This window comes from Stenotrophomonas sp. YJH_SMC_32 (genome assembly GCF_059369975.1).
In genome coordinates this window covers 340,273-356,141 of sequence record NZ_JCAFTE010000002.1, presented here as the reverse complement: position 1 = coordinate 356,141, position 15,869 = coordinate 340,273, and the positions used below count along the sequence as shown (strand labels likewise).

Genomic DNA, 15,869 nt, shown 5'->3' with positions numbered 1-15,869 from the left:
AGTGGAAGAGGCGTCAGGGCGGGGGGGCGAGCGGGCCGATCACGCCGGCCTGCAGGAACTGCAGCAGCAGTGCGGCACCGGGCTCGGCCAGTACGTCCTCGGCCAGCCCGTGCGAGGTGGCCAGCTGCTGCAGGTACGTCTGTCCTTCCAGGCCGGGCCGTTCGCCGATGCTCGCCAGCAGGTGTACCGCCAGCGGGCTGAGCGCGGCGAATCGCACTTCACCGTCGGCTTCGCGGCGGACCAGCAGGCCGGTGGGTTCTGGAAGGGGCTGGGTCGGCGCATCCTCTGCACCGAGACGGTGCACCGGCCATTGGTACAGCAGCGGCCACGCCAGCGGCGAACGCCGCAGCGGCACCCGAAGTGGATCAGTATCGCCAGGCGCAGGAAGCGGTTCGGCCTGCAGCTGGTACAGCGCGGTTTCCACCCACTCGTAGTGGGCCAGTTCGGCCAGCGCCGGGTGCGGCAGCTGCGGCTGCGCCTGCAGCCACTGCACGAACTCGGCGGCCAGTTCGGTGAACAGCGGTGTCTGGCAGCGATGGGTGGCGAAGTAGTGGCGCACCAGGGCGCTCCAGGCCGGTTCGCCAAGCAGGCGCACGCAGACCGGGAAACCGTTGCTCAACAGGCCGAGCAGGTTGTTGAACAGCAGGTGCCGATATACCGCGACCCGGCGTGGCTCCAGTCCGGCCGGTGCGGGTACCGCCTGCGGGTTGCGCAGGTGCGCGGTGAAGGCGTGCTGCTGCGCGCGCAGGGTGTCGGCGGAATCAGCCATGTGCCGCCCCGGCATGTGTGGCCTGCAGGCGGCGGATGGTCTGCAGTTCGCCCTGCAGTTCTGCATACGGCGGGAAATTGAAATCGCGTTCGAGCAGGGTGGGACGCGGGCCGATGCGTGCATAGGTACGCGCCAGCAGCGCCCAGACCGGATCGATCACCGCGCTGCCGTGGGTATCGATCTTCAGGTCGGGTGCCTCGTCCAGGTGCCCGGCCACATGCAGGCAGACGATGCGCCGTGCAGGCAGGCCGGCGATGAAGGCATCGGCATCGTAGCCGTGGTTGCAGGCGTTGACGTAGACATTGTTGACGTCCAGCAGCAGGTCGCAGTCGGCTTCGGCAAGCACGGCATTGGTGAAGGCCAGTTCGTCCATCGCCGGCGCGGGTGCCAGGTAGTAGGACACGTTCTCCACTGCGATGCGACGGCCCAGCAGGTCCTGCACGCGGCTGATGCGCTGCGCGGTATGGCGCACGGCTTCGTCGGTAAAGGGAATCGGCAGCAGGTCGTACAGGTGGCCGTCGTCGCTGCAGTAGCTGAGGTGCTCGCTGTACAGCGGCACGCGGTGCTTTTCGAGGAACCGGCCGACCTGTTCCAGCAGCTGGGTATCCAGTGGTGCACTGCCGCCCAGCGACAGCGACAGGCCGTGGCAGCTCAGCGGATGGCGCTGCGCCAGTTCGGCCAGGGCATCACCGGCCGGGCCGCCGACATGGATCCAGTTCTCCGGTGCGCATTCGAGGAAGTCGAAGTCGCCTTCCGGGGCGTCACGCAGGTCCTGCAGCAGCGCCCGGCGCAGGCCCAACCCGGCGGCCGCCGCACGAAGCGGCGACCGCGGGTGGACGAGGCTGGCGCGGGCGTCAGTGCTTGCCACCGCACTTGCCTTCGCCGCACTTGCCTTCAGCCGACTTCGTGTCGCCGGCCTTGGCCTTGGCGCCCGCTGCGCCGGCAGCCTTGCCCTTGTCGGCACCGCACTTGCCTTCGCCGCTCTTGCCGTCGGCGCCGCACTTGCCTTCGGCGTGCTTGGTCGCGTCAGCGGCCATCTTGTTATCGGCGGCTTTGGCATCGGTGCTGGCCTTGGCCGCCTGGCCGGCCACCAGGTAGCCCTGGGCGAGGTCGCTCATGCTCAGGGCCGAGGCACTGGCGGTCATGCCCAGGCCGGCGGCCAGGGCGGTAGCGGTCAGCAGGGACAGGGTCTTGTTGGAACTGCTCATCGGTCTTACTCCTGGGTGGTGGGCAGGTGCCCGGGGTGAATCGATGGTGCAGCGATCCTACTCAACGAATCCTCGCCAAGAACTCAAATTTTCGTGAGATTTGTTACAGAAGCATCCGGAAGGTCTGCGCCGGGCAAGCACGGCGCCCACAACGCGGGTGGAACACCGCAAAAAAAGAAAGGCCGCTGTCACAGGACAGCGGCCACCTTGGAGTCGACTCCGGTGTTGCAGTGCAGCGTCAGGGCTGGCCGGTGCTGGAGGTCTCGTCGCGCTTTTCACGCGGTGGCAGCGGCTGCTCGCCGTGCACCAGGAACCACACGTTCTCGGCGATGTTGGTGGCGTGATCGCCCACGCGCTCCAGGTTCTTGGCCATGAACAGCAGGTGGGTGCACGGGGTGATGTTGCGCGGGTCTTCCATCATGTAGGTGAGCAGCTCGCGGAACAGCGCGGTGTACTGGGCGTCCAGGCGGGCGTCGTCCTCGCGCAGTGCCAGCGCGGCCTCGGCATCGTTGTCGCGGTAGGCGGCGATGGCACGGCGCACCTGCTGCGCGGCCAGGCGGCCCAGTGCGCGCAGGCCCTGGATCTGCGGCAGCGGCGGCACCTTGCCCAGCGCGATCGAGCGCTTGGCCACGTTCGCTGCATAGTCGCCGATGCGCTCGATGTCGGCCGGGATGCGCAGGCCAGCCAGGATCTCGCGCAGGTCGCGCGCCATCGGCCCACGCAGCGCCAGGCGCATCACGTCGTGGCTGATCTGCTGCTCAAGCGCGTCGATCGCTTCGTCGTTGGCGATGATGCGATGGGCGGCGTTCTCGTCGCGCTTCTCGATCACGTCCATCGCCGCTTCGAGCTGGGCGACGGCCATCTCGCCCATGCGCACGATTTCGGCCACCAGGCGCTGCTGCTCCTCGTCGTAGCTCTTGACGATGTGGTCGTTGGGAAGGTTCATGGTTGTTCCGCTCTGTTGAGTCGAGCCATGCTCGACTGACGTTGTCTGGAGAGTCGAGCCACGCTCGACTGAGGTTTCAGCCGAAGCGACCGGTGATGTAGTCCTCGGTCTGCCGCTGCGACGGCTGCGAGAAGATCACTTCGGTGCGGTCGTGCTCGATCAGGTCGCCCAGGTACATGAAGGCGGTGTAGTCGGACACGCGCGCAGCCTGCTGCATGTTGTGGGTGACGATCACGATCGTGTACTCGTGCTTGAGTTCTTCCACCAGCTGCTCGATGCGGCTGGTCGAGATCGGGTCCAGCGCCGAGGTCGGCTCGTCCAGCAGCAGCACCGACGGGCGCAGGGCGACGGCACGGGCGATGCACAGACGCTGCTGCTGGCCACCGGACAGACCCAGTGCGCTCTGCCCCAGCTTGTCCTTCACTTCGTCCCACAGCGCGCCCTGGCGCAGCGCCTGCTCGACGCGGTCGGCCATATCGGCCTTGCTCAGCTTCTCGTGGTGGCGGATGCCGTAGGCCACGTTCTCGAAAATGGTCATCGGGAACGGCACCGGCTTCTGGAACACCATGCCGACCTTGCTGCGCAGGCGGTTCATCGGGTACTTCGGCGACAGGATGTTCTCGCCGTCCAGCAGCACTTCACCGCGCGCTTCCAGCTTCGGGTACAGCGCATAGATGCGGTTGAAGATGCGCAGCAGGGTCGATTTGCCGCAACCGGAAGGACCGATCAGCGCGGTCACGCGCTTCTCCGGGATTTCCAGGTTGATGCCCTTCAGGGCGTGGAACTTGTCGTAGTAGAAGTCCAGTCCGCGCGCGGCAAGCTTGACCGGAGCCGGGGTGTGCAGGCTCTCGTGCGAGGACGGCACGGCGATGCGCTGCATCGGCACGGCGTTGGAAAGGTCGTTCATGGCGTTATCCACGGAAAGGTCAGTCATGGGAGATACGGTTGCGCAGCAGGATGCCGCGGGCGGCAAGGCTGACCAGCAGCACGAAGACAGTCAGCACCAGGGCACCGGCCCAGGCCAGTACCTGCCAGGATTCATACGGGCTGCCGGCGAACTGGTTCATCACCACCGGCACCGAAGCCATCGGCTGGAAGATGTTGTTGTTCCAGTACTGGTTGCCGAAGGCGGTGAACAGCAGCGGTGCGGTCTCGCCGGAGATGCGGGCCAGCGCCAGCAGGATGCCGGTGATGATGCCGGCCGACGCACTGCGGTACAGCACCTGCACGATCACCTTCCACTGCGGGATGCCCAGCGACAGGGCCGCTTCGCGCATCTGCGAGGGCACCAGGCGCAGCATTTCGTCGGTGGTGCGCACCACCACCGGCAGCACGATGAAGGCCAGCGACAGCGCACCGGCGAACGCCGAGAAGTTGCCGCCGGTCTGCATCACGTACAGCGTGTAGACGAACAGGCCCAGCACGATGGACGGCGCCGACAGCAGGATGTCGTTGACGAAGCGGACCACGGTGCCGGCCTTGCGGGCGTTGCCATACTCGGCCAGCCAGGTACCGGCCAGCACGCCCAGCGGGGTGCCGATGCCGATGGCCAGTGCACACATCACGGCACTGCCGAAGAAGGCGTTGGCGAGGCCGCCGTCCTGCATCGGCGGCGGGGTCATCTTGGTGAACAGATCCCAGTTGATGCCGGCCAGGCCCTTGGCAGCCAGGGTGAACAGGATCCAGCCCAGGAAGAACAGGCCGAACAGGGCGGTGGCGCAGGACGCAGTGATCGCAACGACGTTGCCGATGCGGCGGCGCAGGTACAGCGAATCAGCGGTGGTGGACATCAGTTGCCCTCCTTGCGGGACAGGCGCATCAGCATCAGGCGGGCGATGGCCAGCACCACGAAGGTGACGATGAAGAGGACGAAGCCGAGCAGCAGCAGGGCCGAACGGTAGGTTTCAGTGGCTTCGCCGAAATCATTGGCGATCAGCGCGGCGATGGTGGTGCCCGGTTCCAGCAGCGACGGCGACAGGCGCACGCTGTTGCCGATCACGAAGGCTACAGCCATCGTTTCGCCCAGCGCGCGGCCCAGGCCGAGGAAGATGCCGCCGATGACCGCCGAACGGGTGTAGGGCAGGACGATGTCCCAGCTCACTTCCCACTTGGTGGAGCCCAACGCGTAGGCCGATTCCTTCAGGCGGGTGGGCACGGTCAGGAACACCTCGCGCATCACCGAGGAAATGAACGGAATGACCATGATGGCCAGCACGAAACCGGCGGTGAGCATGCCGATGCCCAGCGGAGGGCCCTGGAACATCGGGCCGATGACCGGCCATTCGCCCAGGGTCTCGTTGAGGAACGGGGTGACGTACTCGGTCATCACCGGCACCAGCACGAACAGGCCCCACATGCCGTAGATGATCGAGGGGATGCCGGCCAGCAGTTCGATGGCGGTACCGACCGGGCCACGCAGCCAGCGCGGCGCGACTTCGGTGAGGAAGAAGGCGATGCCGAAGCTGACCGGCACGGCGATGACCATCGCGATGACAGCGGTGACCAGGGTGCCGTAGATCGGAGCCAGGGCGCCGAACTTGTTTTCGACCGGATTCCAGTCAGCGGAGAAGAAGAAGCTCAGTCCCTGCATCTGCAGGGCATGGCGACCACCCCACAGCATCGACAGCGCGGCGCAGGCCAGGGCGATCAGGACGAAGATGACGGTGCCGACCAGCACCCATCGGAACAGTTTGTCGTTGCGGGCATCACGCGCATCACGCGTGGACGGGGCGGCTACAGGCTGGGCGATGGCATTCATGGGGACGGCTGGGCCAGGAAGGGGCGGGGCGGCACGGCGTGGAAGAGGCGGTGCCCGCGCGGGGCGGGCACCGTCGTGTCCGTCACTTCAGGTCGGTCGCCCAGTAGGCCTCGATCTGCTTGACCAGCTCGGCCGGCAGCGGCACGTAGTGCAGCTCGTTGGCCTGGGCCTGGCCGTTCTCGAAGGCCCACTTGAAGAAGGCCAGGGTGTCCTGGTTGCGCTTGGCGTCCTTCGGCTGCTTCTGCATCAGCATGAAGTTGGTTGCGGTGATCGGCCACGCCTGCTCGCCCGGGGCGTTGGTGATGACCAGGTTGAAGTCCTTGGCGCTGGCCCAGTCGGCGCTGGCGGCCGCAGCGGCGAAGGTTTCCGCGCTCGGCTCGACCCAGTTGCCGGCGGCGTTCTGCATGGCGGTATACGGCATGCCGTTCTGCAGGGCATAAGCCAGTTCGACGTAGCCGATCGAGCCCTTGATCTGCTTCACGTAGGACGCAACGCCTTCATTGCCCTTGCCACCGACGCCGTCCGGCCACTGCACCGAGGTGCCTTCACCGACCTTGCTCTTCCACTCCGGGCTGACCTTGGACAGGTAGTTGGAGAAGTTGAAGGTGGTGCCCGAACCATCCGAACGGTGGACCAGGGTGATCTTGCCGTCCGGCAGCTTCACGCCCGGGTTGGCGGCGACGATCGCCGGGTCGTTCCAGGTCTTGACCTTGCCCAGGAAGATGTCGGCCAGCAGGGCGCCGCTCAGGCGCAGCTTGCCGGCTTCCAGGCCTTCGATGTTGACCACCGGCACCACGCCGCCGATGGCCGACGGGAACTGCGCCAGGCCGGCCTGGGCCAGCTCCTCGCTGCTCAGCGGCTTGTCGGACGAACCGAAATCGACGGTGCCGGCCTTGATCTGGGCGATGCCGCCGCCGGAGCCGATCGACTGGTAGTTGATCTTGGCGCCGGTGCTGGCGTTGTAGTCAGCCGACCACTTGGAGACCAGCGGGAAGATGAAGGACGCGCCCGCGCCGGACACTTCGGCGGTCACCTTGGCACCGGCAGCGGCGGGGGCAGCGGCAGCGCCGGCAGCCGGCTGCTGCGCGGCCTGCTTGTCGCCACCGCAGGCCGACAGGCCCAGGGCGATGGCCAGGGAAAGGGCGGCAAGGCCGGCCGAGTGCAGTTTCATGGTCACTCCATAGCGGGGAAGAGCCGACGTGGTCGGCGGATGCGGCTATGAAATGATGTTTTTGTTACAGCCGTATTACGACCATGACAGAGGTGTCGAGGATCACGTTCTGACAAGGCTTTCACAGGGCTGGCGCCGATCCGGCCGGGGCCCGGAAACCCCGGATCTGCGCACCGATATGACGGCGGCTTGGTCCTTGCAGCGTCAATGCGCGACAGCTCCTTGCCCACGGTAGGTGCGGACCGTCGGTCCGCACGCTCCAGAGCGCAGCCGAGCGTCGGCTCGGCTCTACAGGGGCAGGTGCATCCCCGAAAACAAGAAGAGCGCGAGATCTCGAGGATCTCGCGCCCGGGTGGGAGCGGCGGGGGAGAGAGGACCCGCCGCCCCCGTTCCTGCGGGGGAACGCGCTTACTTCAGGTTCTGCGACCAGTAGGTCTCGATCTGGCGGACCAGGCTGTCCGGCAGCGGCACGTAGTCCAGCTGGCGGGCCTGGGCGTCGCCGTTCTTGTAGACCCAGCGGAAGAACTCCTGGGTCGCCTTGCCATTGGCAGCATTCTTCGGCGTCTTCTGCACCAGGATGAAGTTGGTGGCGGTGATCGGCCAGGACTCGGCGCCCGGCGCATTGGTCATCACCAGGTAGAAGTCGCGGGCGTTGGCCCAGTCGGCGCTGGCAGCGGCGGCAGCGAACGAGGTGTCGCTCGGCTGCACGAACTTGCCGGCGGCATTCTTCATCGCGGTGTAGGAGAGCTTGTTCTGCAGCGCGTAGGACAGTTCGACATAGCCGATGCCGCCCTTGATCTGCTTCACGTAGGCGGCAACACCTTCGTTGCCCTTGCCGCCGATGCCGGCCGGCCACTGCACCGAGGTGCCTTCACCGACCGAGCTCTTCCACTCCGGGCTGACCTTGGACAGGTAGTTGACGAAGTTGAAGGTGGTACCCGAGCCGTCCGAACGATGCACGACGGTGACCTTGGCGTTCGGCAGGGTCACGCCCGGGTTCAGTGCGGCGATGGCCGGGTCGTTCCAGGTCTTGATCTTGCCCAGGAAGATGTTGGCCAGCACGGCGCCGTCCAGCTTCAGGGCGCCCGGGGCGATGCCGGCCACGTTGACCACCGGCACCACGCCACCGATCACCGACGGGAACTGCGCCAGGCCTGCAGCAGCCAGGTCTTCCGGCTTCAGCGGCGCATCGGAAGAGCCGAAATCAACGGTCTTGGCCTTGATCTGGGCAATGCCGCCGCCGGAACCGATGGACTGGTAGTTGACCTTGTTGCCGGTTGCGGCGCTGTAGTCGGCCGACCACTTGGACATGACCGGGTAGATGAACGATGCGCCCGCGCCGGTGATGTCGGCGGCGTTGGCGGCGAACACGGACGATGCAGCCAGGATGGCGACAGCGGCGCGCGATTTGAAGGCGTGGATCACGGGGAGACTCCTGGGGTGGTGGTCGAAGGGCGGTTGCCCGACGTTTCGGTGCACATTCCATAACGGTTGCGTGACACGTCCGCGTCTGTCATATGACGCGGGCGTGACACGCGTCATGAGGGATGTCGCGTCCGCTGTGCCGGCAGGACGGCACGGGTATCGCTGCAACGACGAAGGCACGGCCGGGGCCGTGCCTTCGCGGTTCAGCGCAGGTGGCTGGGCTTACCAGAAGAACTGCGCGCGGGCTTCCAGGATGTTGGGATCGTCGTTGACGAAACCGCGCGCCGTGGAGCTGTACTTCTTGCTGTCGACCATCACGTAGTTGAGCATCAGCTTGAAGTTGGAACGCAGGTACCAGTTGGCGCCCACGGTCCAGATGTCCATCTTGCCGCCCAGCACGCCATCGACGATCGGCGGGCGACCGGCGACCGGATTGGCGGCGAGGTTGCCGTCATTGAGATCCATGTGGTCGTAGCGCACGCCCAGCTGCCACTGGCCGCCGGCCGGGTTGTTCGGCAGGCCGGTGCCCGGAGTGCCGCCCTTGTAGCTCCAGGTCTCGCCGGTGACGTTCCACACGCCGCTGATGTAGTAGCCGTCGCTGGTGTAGTTGTCGTGGTCGTAGCGCTTGGCCTTGCTGGTGTAGTACTCGGCCTGGGCCTTGAAGGGACCCTGGAAGTACATCGCTTCGGCACCGATGGTGCTGACGCGGTCGGTGTCGGTCAGGTTGCCGCTGTCAACCAGGCGGGCAGTGGCGAGGTCGGCATTCGGACGCGCACGCACGCGCAGGGTGTCGGCGTCGGCGTCGTAGTTGACGTAGCTCAGACCGAAGTGCAGGACCTGGCCCTTTTCATTGATCGGGGCCCAGGTGCCACGCGCGCCGTAGCCGCTGCCGTGGGCCAGGTTGCGGGTCAGCTCGCGGCCGAAGGCGCTGGCGGTCACCGACCAGTTGTCCTGGCCGTAGCTGTACGCGCCGCCCAGGCGGCGGGCGATGGCATAGGTATTGGTGACCGCTGCCTTGGAAATGAAATCGTTGTTCTTGGTGCTGGACAGTTCTTCCAGGCTGTTGGGCTGCTTGAACTGGCCCAGCTGCAGGAAGTGGTTGGCGTTACCCAGCAGCTTGTACTTCACGTTGGTGTCGAGGAACTTGTCGGCCTTGGCGTCATAGCCGACCACCCACTCCACGTTGCCCGGGCCCTTGCCCTTCAGCACCAGCTCGGCGCGACGCAGTTCGAATTCGCTGTTCTTGCCGTTGCCGGCGTCGCCACCGTTGAGGTCGACCACATCGTTGTGGAACCAGTTGCCGTCGGCCTGGACCAGGCCTTCGAAGGTGATTTCCGAACCGCCGATCACGTCGATGGCGACTTCGGCGTGTGCAGCCGGCACATACAGCGCAGCAGCCACGGCCACCGTCAGGAGTTGGTGATGCAGTTTCATGGAGAGGAGCCTTGCAGGCAGGTGGGAAGATGCGCGCAGGCTAGAAGGTAAAGATTGCGTAAATGTGACAGTTCACGCGCGGCAGACATCCGCCGCAGGCCCCGTCACGGCAAGGCCTGCCATTGAAACCGCTTGCGTATGACGCCCGGATTGCGACCCGGTTGCAGTAGAGGCACGCCTTGCGTGGATGCTGCCGTCACTCGGCCGTGGTCTTTTCCTTGAACCGGCACAGGTCGGCGATCACGCAGCCCGGGCAATCCGGCTTGCGCGCCTTGCACACATAACGTCCGTGCAGGATCAGCCAGTGATGCGCGTCGAGCAGGAACTCGGCCGGGATCACCTTCACCAGCTTGTCTTCCACTTCGCGCACGTTCCTGCCCGGCGCCAGTCCTGTGCGGTTGGCGACGCGGAAGATATGCGTGTCCACCGCCATCACCGGCTCGCCGAACGCGGTGTTGAGCACCACGTTGGCGGTCTTGCGCCCGACACCCGGCAGCGCTTCCAGCGCTTCGCGATCACGCGGCACTTCACCGCCATGCTTCTCCAGCAGGATCGCGCAGGTGGCGATCACGTTCTTTGCCTTGGCGTTGAACAGCCCGATGGTGGCGATGTACTGCTTCAAGCCATCCTCGCCGAGCGCAAGGATCTTCGCCGGCGTGTTGGCGACCGGGAACAGGCGGCGCGTGGCCTTGTTGACGCCGACGTCGGTGGCCTGCGCCGACAACGCCACCGCCACCAGCAGCTCGAACGGCGAGCTGTACTCCAGTTCGGTCTTCGGGTGCGGGTTGAGTTCGCGCAGGCGGGTGAACATCTCCACCACGTCGGCGCGTGGCATCGTGCCGCCACGCCGCGCCGGGGCGCGTGCGGTCTTTTTCGTGGTGGCCATTACTGTTCCTTGCCACTGGCGCGGGCCTTGGCCCGGGCCAGAATCGCGGCTGCCGCAGCGGGCAGGGCGGGCTTCACGTCCGGGGCTGGTGCCGGAGTGCGACGTGCATCGCGCTCGGCCTCGCGGCGGGCCAGGCGCACCGCACGGGCACGGTAGCGTTCGCGTGCAGCCCAGGCCGCGCGCAGTTGCTGCTGGGCCTGGCACAGGCGTTGCGGAAGGTCGGGGTGGTCAGGCAGCAACCGGTCGTCGCCGGCACGGACGATGTAGTCCATCAGCCCGGCCTGCAGGGCACCATCGAGATCGTCTGCCTGGACCCGGGCGAACAACTGCGCGGGGTTGGGTCGGGATGCCATGGCGTCAGCGGTTCTGGAAGGCCGGCGCGCGGCGTTGCAGGAAGGCGCTGGTGCCTTCGCGCATGTCCTCGGTGGCGAACAGCAGGCCGAACTGTGCACTTTCGTATTCCAGCCCGGCCTCCAGGCTGCATTCGCCCCCCACGTGCACCGCGTCGAGCAGGCCACGCAGGGCCAGCGGGGCCGAGCGTGCCAGCTGGCGGGCGACGTCCTGCACCCGGTTGTCCAGCGCGTCGGCCGGCACGACTTCGTTGACGATGCCCAGTTCCAGCGCACGCGCGGCGTTGATCGGCGCCCCCAGCAGGCACAGCTCCAGGGTGGCGGCGCGGCCGCACAGGCGCAGCAGGCGCTGGCTGCCGCCGAAGCCGGGGATCAGGCCGAGGTTGATTTCCGGTTGGCCGACCTTGGCGGTATCTGCGGCGATGCGCAGGTGGCAGGCCATCGCCAGTTCCAGGCCACCGCCCAGTGCGAAACCATTCACGCGTGCGATGACCGGTTTGGGCATGCGTTCGATCTGGCGCATCAGGGCCTGGCCCAGCAGCGAGAAATCACGTCCCTGAACGGCGCTGAGCGTGTTCATTTCCGCGATGTCGGCACCGGCCACGAACGCCTTGGGGCCCGCCCCGGTCAATATCACGACGCGCACCTCCGGATCGGCGGCGGCGTCGCTGAAGGCATCGGCCAGGGCTTGCAGGGTCGCGGCGTTGAGGGCATTGAGCTTGTCTGGGCGCTGGACGGTCACGGTGCGGATGGCGCCGTCGTCAGCGACAGCGATCAGGGCATCGGCCACGAGGAAACTCCTGGAACGTTAAAAAAAAGTGATATTGAACTCTGGAAACGCAGACGGGTCATAGCCTGCATCGTGAGTAGCGGTTACACGTTGCGCCCGTTATCCTAACCCGTCGCCTCAGGGCGGCGCAGAACGTCCCTGAGTTACCACCCCTGGAGAACTGTTTGATGAAGTTGCGTTCTATCGCGGTCGCCGTCGCGGCCCTGGCCCTGACGGGCAATGCCTTCGCCCAGGACGTCTCGTCCGAAAAGGGCAAGCTGAGCTACTACTTCGGTTACGACTACGGCAACAACCTGGCGGAGCTGACCGGTCGTGGTGAGCAGCTGGACATCAACTCGGTGGTGAAGGGCCTGCAGGATGCCTACGCCAAGAAGCAGCCGGCGATCACCGCCGAGCAGCTGAAGCCGGCCGTTGAAGCGTTCCAGAAGCGCGAGCAGGGCCGTGCCCAGGCCGCCAAGGCCGAGTACGAAAAGGCGGCTGCCGAAAACAAGACCAAGAGCGACCAGTTCATCGCGGCGAACAAGGCCAAGGCCGGTGTGCAGTCCCTGCCGAGCGGCGTCCAGTACCGCGTGATCGAGGCCGGCAAGGGTGCCAAGCCGACCCAGGCCAGCACTGTGCAGCTGGAAGTGGCCGGTCCGTTCCCGTACGGCCAGCGCCCGACCGAAGCCCGCCCGGCCCAGCAGATCCCGTCGATCAAGGTCAGCGAAGTCGAAATGAAGGCCATGCGCGAGACCCTGCTGCAGATGCCGGCAGGCTCGAAGTGGGAAGTCACCCTGCCGCCGGACCAGGCCTACGGTGCCGATCCGCGCACCCCGTTCCCGCCGAACGTGGCTGTGCAGTTCGAGATCAAGCTGGTCAGCGTCAAGTAAATCGAAGCAGCAAACGAAACGCGCCGGTGATTCCACCGGCGCGTTTTTGTTTGCGCAGTTCCTGACGGTAGAGTCGACTGTCAGTCGACTGTTTTTGGGTCACATCGGGGAAACGCCCGCGCTGCGCGCGCGAGTCGACTGACAGTCGACTCTACCCGTCCGGCTGGGCCACCCGCGCAAATTCAGCCCGATCGCGCTACTGTTGGCGGGTGCAAACAATGGAAGAAACGGCGCGTGTTGTCGCAAGTCCCTGCATCGGAGTGTGCACGCTGGATCCGCACCGGCAATGCGCCGGCTGCGGGCGGCATATCGATGAGATCGCGCGGTGGTCGTCGATGAGCAACGAGGAACGCAGCCGCATCCTGCATCGCGTGCAGCCCCTGCGGCAACAACTGCAGCAGTCCCTGCGCGGTTCGGTGGCCGACCACGAACGACTGATGCGCGCGCTGCACCCCTTGGCCCAACCACCTGCGGGCGACGGCTGGAACCGCAGTGAGCTGGTCGACCTGCTGCCGCCCGGGCCTCCAGTGGAGGCTGCGGTGCTGGCCGGCATCGTGCCGCGCGCCAACGGCGCACAGGTGATCCTCACCCGTCGCACCGAAACACTGCGCACCCATGGTGGCCAGGTCGGATTCCCCGGTGGCCGCACCGAACCCGATGACCGCGACGCGCTGGCGGCCGCGCTGCGCGAGAGCCAGGAAGAAATCGCATTGGCGCCCGGCCAGGTGCAGGCGCTGGGGTATCTCGATCCCTTCGTCACCATCACCGGCTACCGCGTCACGCCGGTGGTGGCGGTGGTCGATCCGGAGTTCGTGCCAGTGCCGCAGCCGAGTGAAGTGGCCGAGGTATTCGAGGTGCCACTGGATTACCTGATGGCGCCTGACAGCCTGCGCCAGGTCGAAATCAACCATCGCGGCCGGGTACGCCACGTGCTTGAGTATGGCTGGCCGGGCCAGCGCATCTGGGGGGCGACCGCCGCCATTCTCTACAACCTGCGTCGCCGCCTGGAGCAAGTGCAATGAAGCTGATCGATCCGCCGTGGACCAACCTGGTCGATGTCGCCACACTGGCTGCCGCGTTGGGCGAAGGCATCCGCGTGGTCGACGCACGCGCCACTGCCAGCACTGCGGTGCGGGTGGTCGATGCGCGCTCCTCGCTGGCCGACCCGCAGGCGGGAAGCAGCCAGTATCTGGCAGGTCATATCCCGGGTGCGGTGTATGCCGATCTGAATCGTGACCTGTCTGATCTGTCGCGCGTCGGCCATGGTCGCCATCCACTGCCGGACAGCGATGCCTTGGCTGCAAAGCTGGGGCAGTGGGGCATCGGCCCCGACACCCAGGTGGTGGTCTACGATGGCAGCGACGGCAGCATGGCCGCCTCGCGCCTGTGGTGGCTGCTGCACCTGATCGGTCACAGCAGGGTGGCCGTACTCGACGGCGGCATCGCCGCCTGGCAGGCCGCCGGTCACACGTTGGAAAGCGGCCAGGCTGAAGTGACAGCGCTGCCTGCCTACCCGGGCCGCTTCGACACCACCCAGATCGCCAACGCCGATGAAATCACCGCGCGGCTGAAGCATGCGCCGGGCTGGCTGGTCGACGCGCGGGCGGGTGAGCGTTTCCGTGGTGAAGTGGAGCCGCTGGACCCGGTGGCCGGGCATGTGCCGGGCGCGGTCAACCGCCCGTTCGCATTGAACGTACTCGACGGCCGCCTGCGCGACGCACAGGAGCTGCGCGCCGAACTGCAGGGCGTGATCGGCAACCGCGATCCGCAGCAGGTGGTGCTGATGTGCGGTTCCGGCGTGACCGCCTGCCATCTGCTGCTGGCGATGGAAAGCGCGGGGCTGAGCGGCGCGCGCATCTACGCCGATTCCTGGAGCGGCTGGGTGAGCGACAGCAGCCGCCCGGTGGCGACCGGCGCCTGAGAAGCGCGCGGTCGGATCCGTTTTCCAACGGAAAACGGCTCTGACCCCATCAACCGAAAATCGGAGGTCAGAGCCCGTTGCGTGGCAACGGGATCCGACCCCGTGCCGACCAAGGTCGACACCCACCAATTCGTGGAGCGGTTGGGTGAGCGACAGCAGCCGCCCGGTGGCGACCGGCGCCTGAGCCGCGCGGGGTCGGATCCGTTTTCCAACGGAAAGCGGCTCTGACCCATCGAGCGTAAATCGGGGGTCAGAGCCCGTTGCGTGGCAACGGGATCCGACCCCGTGCCGACCAAGGTCGACACCCACCAATTCGTGGAGCGGTTGGGTGAGCGACAGCAGCCGCCCGGTGTCGACCGGCGCCTGAGCCGCGCGGGGTCGGATCCGTTTTCCAACGGAAAACGGCTCTGACCCTATCAACCGAAAATCGGGGTCAGAGCCCGTTGCGTAGCAACGGGAGCCGACCCCGTGCCGATTCGAAGGATCGCGGAGAACTGTCGAAGGCGGGGTGGGTCCGGTTGCGGGGGTGTCCGTGGCATGGATGCCGCGGCCAAGCCGCCATGGGTGAGGGCGCTTTGCTTGCGAAGCACTGCTTCGCAAGCGCCCGAACGCACAGCCGCCAGCGGCTGGGCCGGCCTGGGGCTTTACGGCGTCCCCCGCAATCGGATCCACCCCGCCATCCCCCGGAATGCCAGCTCTTGACGTTGACGTTGCCTCTGCAGGTGCAGGGCGCAGCCCTGCTGCTTACTCCAACCCCTGCAGCGGCACCTTCGCCAGCACCCGTGCCCACGGGAACAAGGGCCCCGGATCGCGCTTGCGTGCCACCCTCAGCGTCGGATCATCGCTGGCCGGCACCTGCTCCAGGTCCAGCTGGTCGTGCCCGGCAATCCGCCGCAGCGACGGATAGCGCGCCACCAGCGCCAGCAGCAGCCGCTCCAGCGCTCCCAGCTGTGCCTCGGTGTAGGGCTCGTCCATCGCCTGGTGGCGGCTGTCGAACCAGTCCGGATAGCGCCCGCGGTTGACCAGCTCGATGCCCAGCGTATGCGCGTTCATGCCGCGCACGTGATGGGCCACGCGTTCCGGCGCCACGTACTGCACCACGCTGCCATCGCGGTCGATGTAGAAGTGCCCGCTATTGCCGGCGCCGCTGTCGTACAGCACGCGCTCGCCGTACTCGCGGGCCATCGCCAGATCGGGCAGCTCGGTGCAGTGGATCACCACCATTTCCAGCGAGGCGGGATCCCGCAGCGGCAGTCGGTCGTGATAGGGCAGGGGCTGCAGCTGCAGGCCGGGCAGGAGCGGGTTGGGCATCCGGCGATGCTAGCATTGCGGCATGAACCTG

Annotated in this window: 17 protein-coding genes; 3 read left to right on the top strand and 14 right to left on the bottom strand. The window is 66.5% G+C overall.

Annotation, left to right across the window (positions count from 1 at the left end; translation table 11 throughout):
• Positions 1-13: 13 nt before the first annotated feature.
• The 13 genes from AC5P7S_RS05725 to AC5P7S_RS05665 all read right to left on the bottom strand — a co-directional run bounded on the left by AC5P7S_RS05725 (position 14) and on the right by AC5P7S_RS05665 (position 11,737).
• Entirely contained in the window at positions 14-769 is a 756-nt protein-coding gene (locus AC5P7S_RS05725; protein WP_012479632.1) for an HvfC family RiPP maturation protein, read from the bottom strand.
• Positions 762-1,637, bottom strand: coding sequence for an HvfB family MNIO-type RiPP peptide maturase (locus AC5P7S_RS05720; RefSeq protein ID WP_012479633.1), 876 nt, complete (start codon positions 1,635-1,637; stop codon positions 762-764). Before AC5P7S_RS05720 ends, AC5P7S_RS05725 begins: the two co-directional genes overlap by 8 nt.
• A complete protein-coding gene (locus AC5P7S_RS05715; RefSeq protein WP_005415892.1) occupies positions 1,624-1,977 on the bottom strand; it encodes a hypothetical protein in 354 nt (117 codons plus the stop codon). Before AC5P7S_RS05715 ends, AC5P7S_RS05720 begins: the two co-directional genes overlap by 14 nt.
• Positions 1,978-2,215: 238 nt before the next feature.
• On the bottom strand, positions 2,216-2,923 hold the full coding sequence (gene phoU / locus AC5P7S_RS05710; protein WP_005415893.1) for a phosphate signaling complex protein PhoU: 708 nt from the start codon (positions 2,921-2,923) through the stop codon (positions 2,216-2,218).
• A gap of 76 nt (positions 2,924-2,999) precedes the next feature.
• A complete protein-coding gene (gene pstB, locus AC5P7S_RS05705; RefSeq protein WP_049411272.1) occupies positions 3,000-3,830 on the bottom strand; it encodes a phosphate ABC transporter ATP-binding protein PstB in 831 nt (276 codons plus the stop codon).
• A gap of 19 nt (positions 3,831-3,849) precedes the next feature.
• Positions 3,850-4,713: a phosphate ABC transporter permease PstA gene (pstA, locus tag AC5P7S_RS05700; RefSeq protein ID WP_005415894.1), complete on the bottom strand. Its 864-nt coding sequence runs from the start codon at positions 4,711-4,713 to the stop codon at positions 3,850-3,852.
• Entirely contained in the window at positions 4,713-5,681 is a 969-nt protein-coding gene (gene pstC, locus AC5P7S_RS05695) for a phosphate ABC transporter permease subunit PstC (RefSeq protein ID WP_012479635.1), read from the bottom strand. Before pstC ends, pstA begins: the two co-directional genes overlap by 1 nt.
• A gap of 82 nt (positions 5,682-5,763) precedes the next feature.
• On the bottom strand, positions 5,764-6,852 hold the full coding sequence (gene pstS, locus AC5P7S_RS05690; protein WP_005415896.1) for a phosphate ABC transporter substrate-binding protein PstS: 1,089 nt from the start codon (positions 6,850-6,852) through the stop codon (positions 5,764-5,766).
• Between the two features lie 408 nt (positions 6,853-7,260).
• Entirely contained in the window at positions 7,261-8,277 is a 1,017-nt protein-coding gene (gene pstS, locus AC5P7S_RS05685) for a phosphate ABC transporter substrate-binding protein PstS (RefSeq protein ID WP_005415897.1), read from the bottom strand.
• Between the two features lie 222 nt (positions 8,278-8,499).
• Positions 8,500-9,711 carry an OprO/OprP family phosphate-selective porin gene (locus AC5P7S_RS05680; RefSeq protein ID WP_049411264.1) on the bottom strand — a complete coding sequence of 404 codons (1,212 nt, stop codon included), beginning with the start codon at positions 9,709-9,711 and terminating at the stop codon, positions 8,500-8,502.
• A gap of 196 nt (positions 9,712-9,907) precedes the next feature.
• Positions 9,908-10,597, bottom strand: coding sequence for an endonuclease III (nth, locus tag AC5P7S_RS05675; protein ID WP_053501078.1), 690 nt, complete (start codon positions 10,595-10,597; stop codon positions 9,908-9,910).
• Complete coding sequence (locus AC5P7S_RS05670) at positions 10,597-10,950, bottom strand: hypothetical protein (RefSeq protein WP_005415900.1); 354 nt, start codon at positions 10,948-10,950, stop codon at positions 10,597-10,599. Before AC5P7S_RS05670 ends, nth begins: the two co-directional genes overlap by 1 nt.
• A 4-nt stretch (positions 10,951-10,954) precedes the next feature.
• Positions 10,955-11,737, bottom strand: a complete 783-nt coding sequence (locus tag AC5P7S_RS05665) for an enoyl-CoA hydratase-related protein (RefSeq protein WP_053501080.1) — start codon at positions 11,735-11,737, stop codon at positions 10,955-10,957.
• A gap of 167 nt (positions 11,738-11,904) precedes the next feature.
• On the opposite strand from AC5P7S_RS05665, the gene AC5P7S_RS05660 reads away from it, so the two are divergent.
• The 3 genes from AC5P7S_RS05660 to AC5P7S_RS05650 all read left to right on the top strand — a co-directional run bounded on the left by AC5P7S_RS05660 (position 11,905) and on the right by AC5P7S_RS05650 (position 14,527).
• The gene (locus tag AC5P7S_RS05660; RefSeq protein WP_005408797.1) at positions 11,905-12,606 is read left to right on the top strand and encodes an FKBP-type peptidyl-prolyl cis-trans isomerase; all 702 of its coding nucleotides are present in this window, start codon (positions 11,905-11,907) and stop codon (positions 12,604-12,606) included.
• Positions 12,607-12,824: 218 nt separating this feature from the next.
• A complete protein-coding gene (locus tag AC5P7S_RS05655; protein ID WP_095378321.1) occupies positions 12,825-13,628 on the top strand; it encodes a CoA pyrophosphatase in 804 nt (267 codons plus the stop codon).
• On the top strand, positions 13,625-14,527 hold the full coding sequence (locus AC5P7S_RS05650; protein WP_095378320.1) for a sulfurtransferase: 903 nt from the start codon (positions 13,625-13,627) through the stop codon (positions 14,525-14,527). Before AC5P7S_RS05655 ends, AC5P7S_RS05650 begins: the two co-directional genes overlap by 4 nt.
• A gap of 744 nt (positions 14,528-15,271) precedes the next feature.
• Here the strand turns inward: AC5P7S_RS05650 and AC5P7S_RS05645 are convergent.
• Entirely contained in the window at positions 15,272-15,838 is a 567-nt protein-coding gene (locus AC5P7S_RS05645; RefSeq protein WP_095378319.1) for an N-acetylmuramoyl-L-alanine amidase, read from the bottom strand.
• Positions 15,839-15,869 lie beyond the last annotated feature (31 nt).

Excerpts from the sequence above, each read along its gene's own strand:
- phoU (WP_005415893.1), bottom strand. The coding sequence starts at position 2,923 with ATGAACCTTCCCAACGACCACATCGTCAAGAGCTACGACGAGGAGCAG.
- AC5P7S_RS05655 (WP_095378321.1), top strand. The coding sequence starts at position 12,825 with ATGGAAGAAACGGCGCGTGTTGTCGCAAGTCCCTGCATCGGAGTGTGC.
- AC5P7S_RS05680 (WP_049411264.1), bottom strand. The coding sequence starts at position 9,711 with ATGAAACTGCATCACCAACTCCTGACGGTGGCCGTGGCTGCTGCGCTG.
- AC5P7S_RS05725 (WP_012479632.1), bottom strand. The coding sequence starts at position 769 with ATGGCTGATTCCGCCGACACCCTGCGCGCGCAGCAGCACGCCTTCACC.
- AC5P7S_RS05670 (WP_005415900.1), bottom strand. The coding sequence starts at position 10,950 with ATGGCATCCCGACCCAACCCCGCGCAGTTGTTCGCCCGGGTCCAGGCA.
- AC5P7S_RS05645 (WP_095378319.1), bottom strand. The coding sequence starts at position 15,838 with ATGCCCAACCCGCTCCTGCCCGGCCTGCAGCTGCAGCCCCTGCCCTAT.
- AC5P7S_RS05660 (WP_005408797.1), top strand. The coding sequence starts at position 11,905 with ATGAAGTTGCGTTCTATCGCGGTCGCCGTCGCGGCCCTGGCCCTGACG.
- pstA (WP_005415894.1), bottom strand. The coding sequence starts at position 4,713 with ATGTCCACCACCGCTGATTCGCTGTACCTGCGCCGCCGCATCGGCAAC.
- pstS (WP_005415896.1), bottom strand. The coding sequence starts at position 6,852 with ATGAAACTGCACTCGGCCGGCCTTGCCGCCCTTTCCCTGGCCATCGCC.
- pstC (WP_012479635.1), bottom strand. The coding sequence starts at position 5,681 with ATGAATGCCATCGCCCAGCCTGTAGCCGCCCCGTCCACGCGTGATGCG.
- nth (WP_053501078.1), bottom strand. The coding sequence starts at position 10,597 with ATGGCCACCACGAAAAAGACCGCACGCGCCCCGGCGCGGCGTGGCGGC.
- AC5P7S_RS05650 (WP_095378320.1), top strand. The coding sequence starts at position 13,625 with ATGAAGCTGATCGATCCGCCGTGGACCAACCTGGTCGATGTCGCCACA.
- AC5P7S_RS05715 (WP_005415892.1), bottom strand. The coding sequence starts at position 1,977 with ATGAGCAGTTCCAACAAGACCCTGTCCCTGCTGACCGCTACCGCCCTG.
- pstB (WP_049411272.1), bottom strand. The coding sequence starts at position 3,830 with ATGAACGACCTTTCCAACGCCGTGCCGATGCAGCGCATCGCCGTGCCG.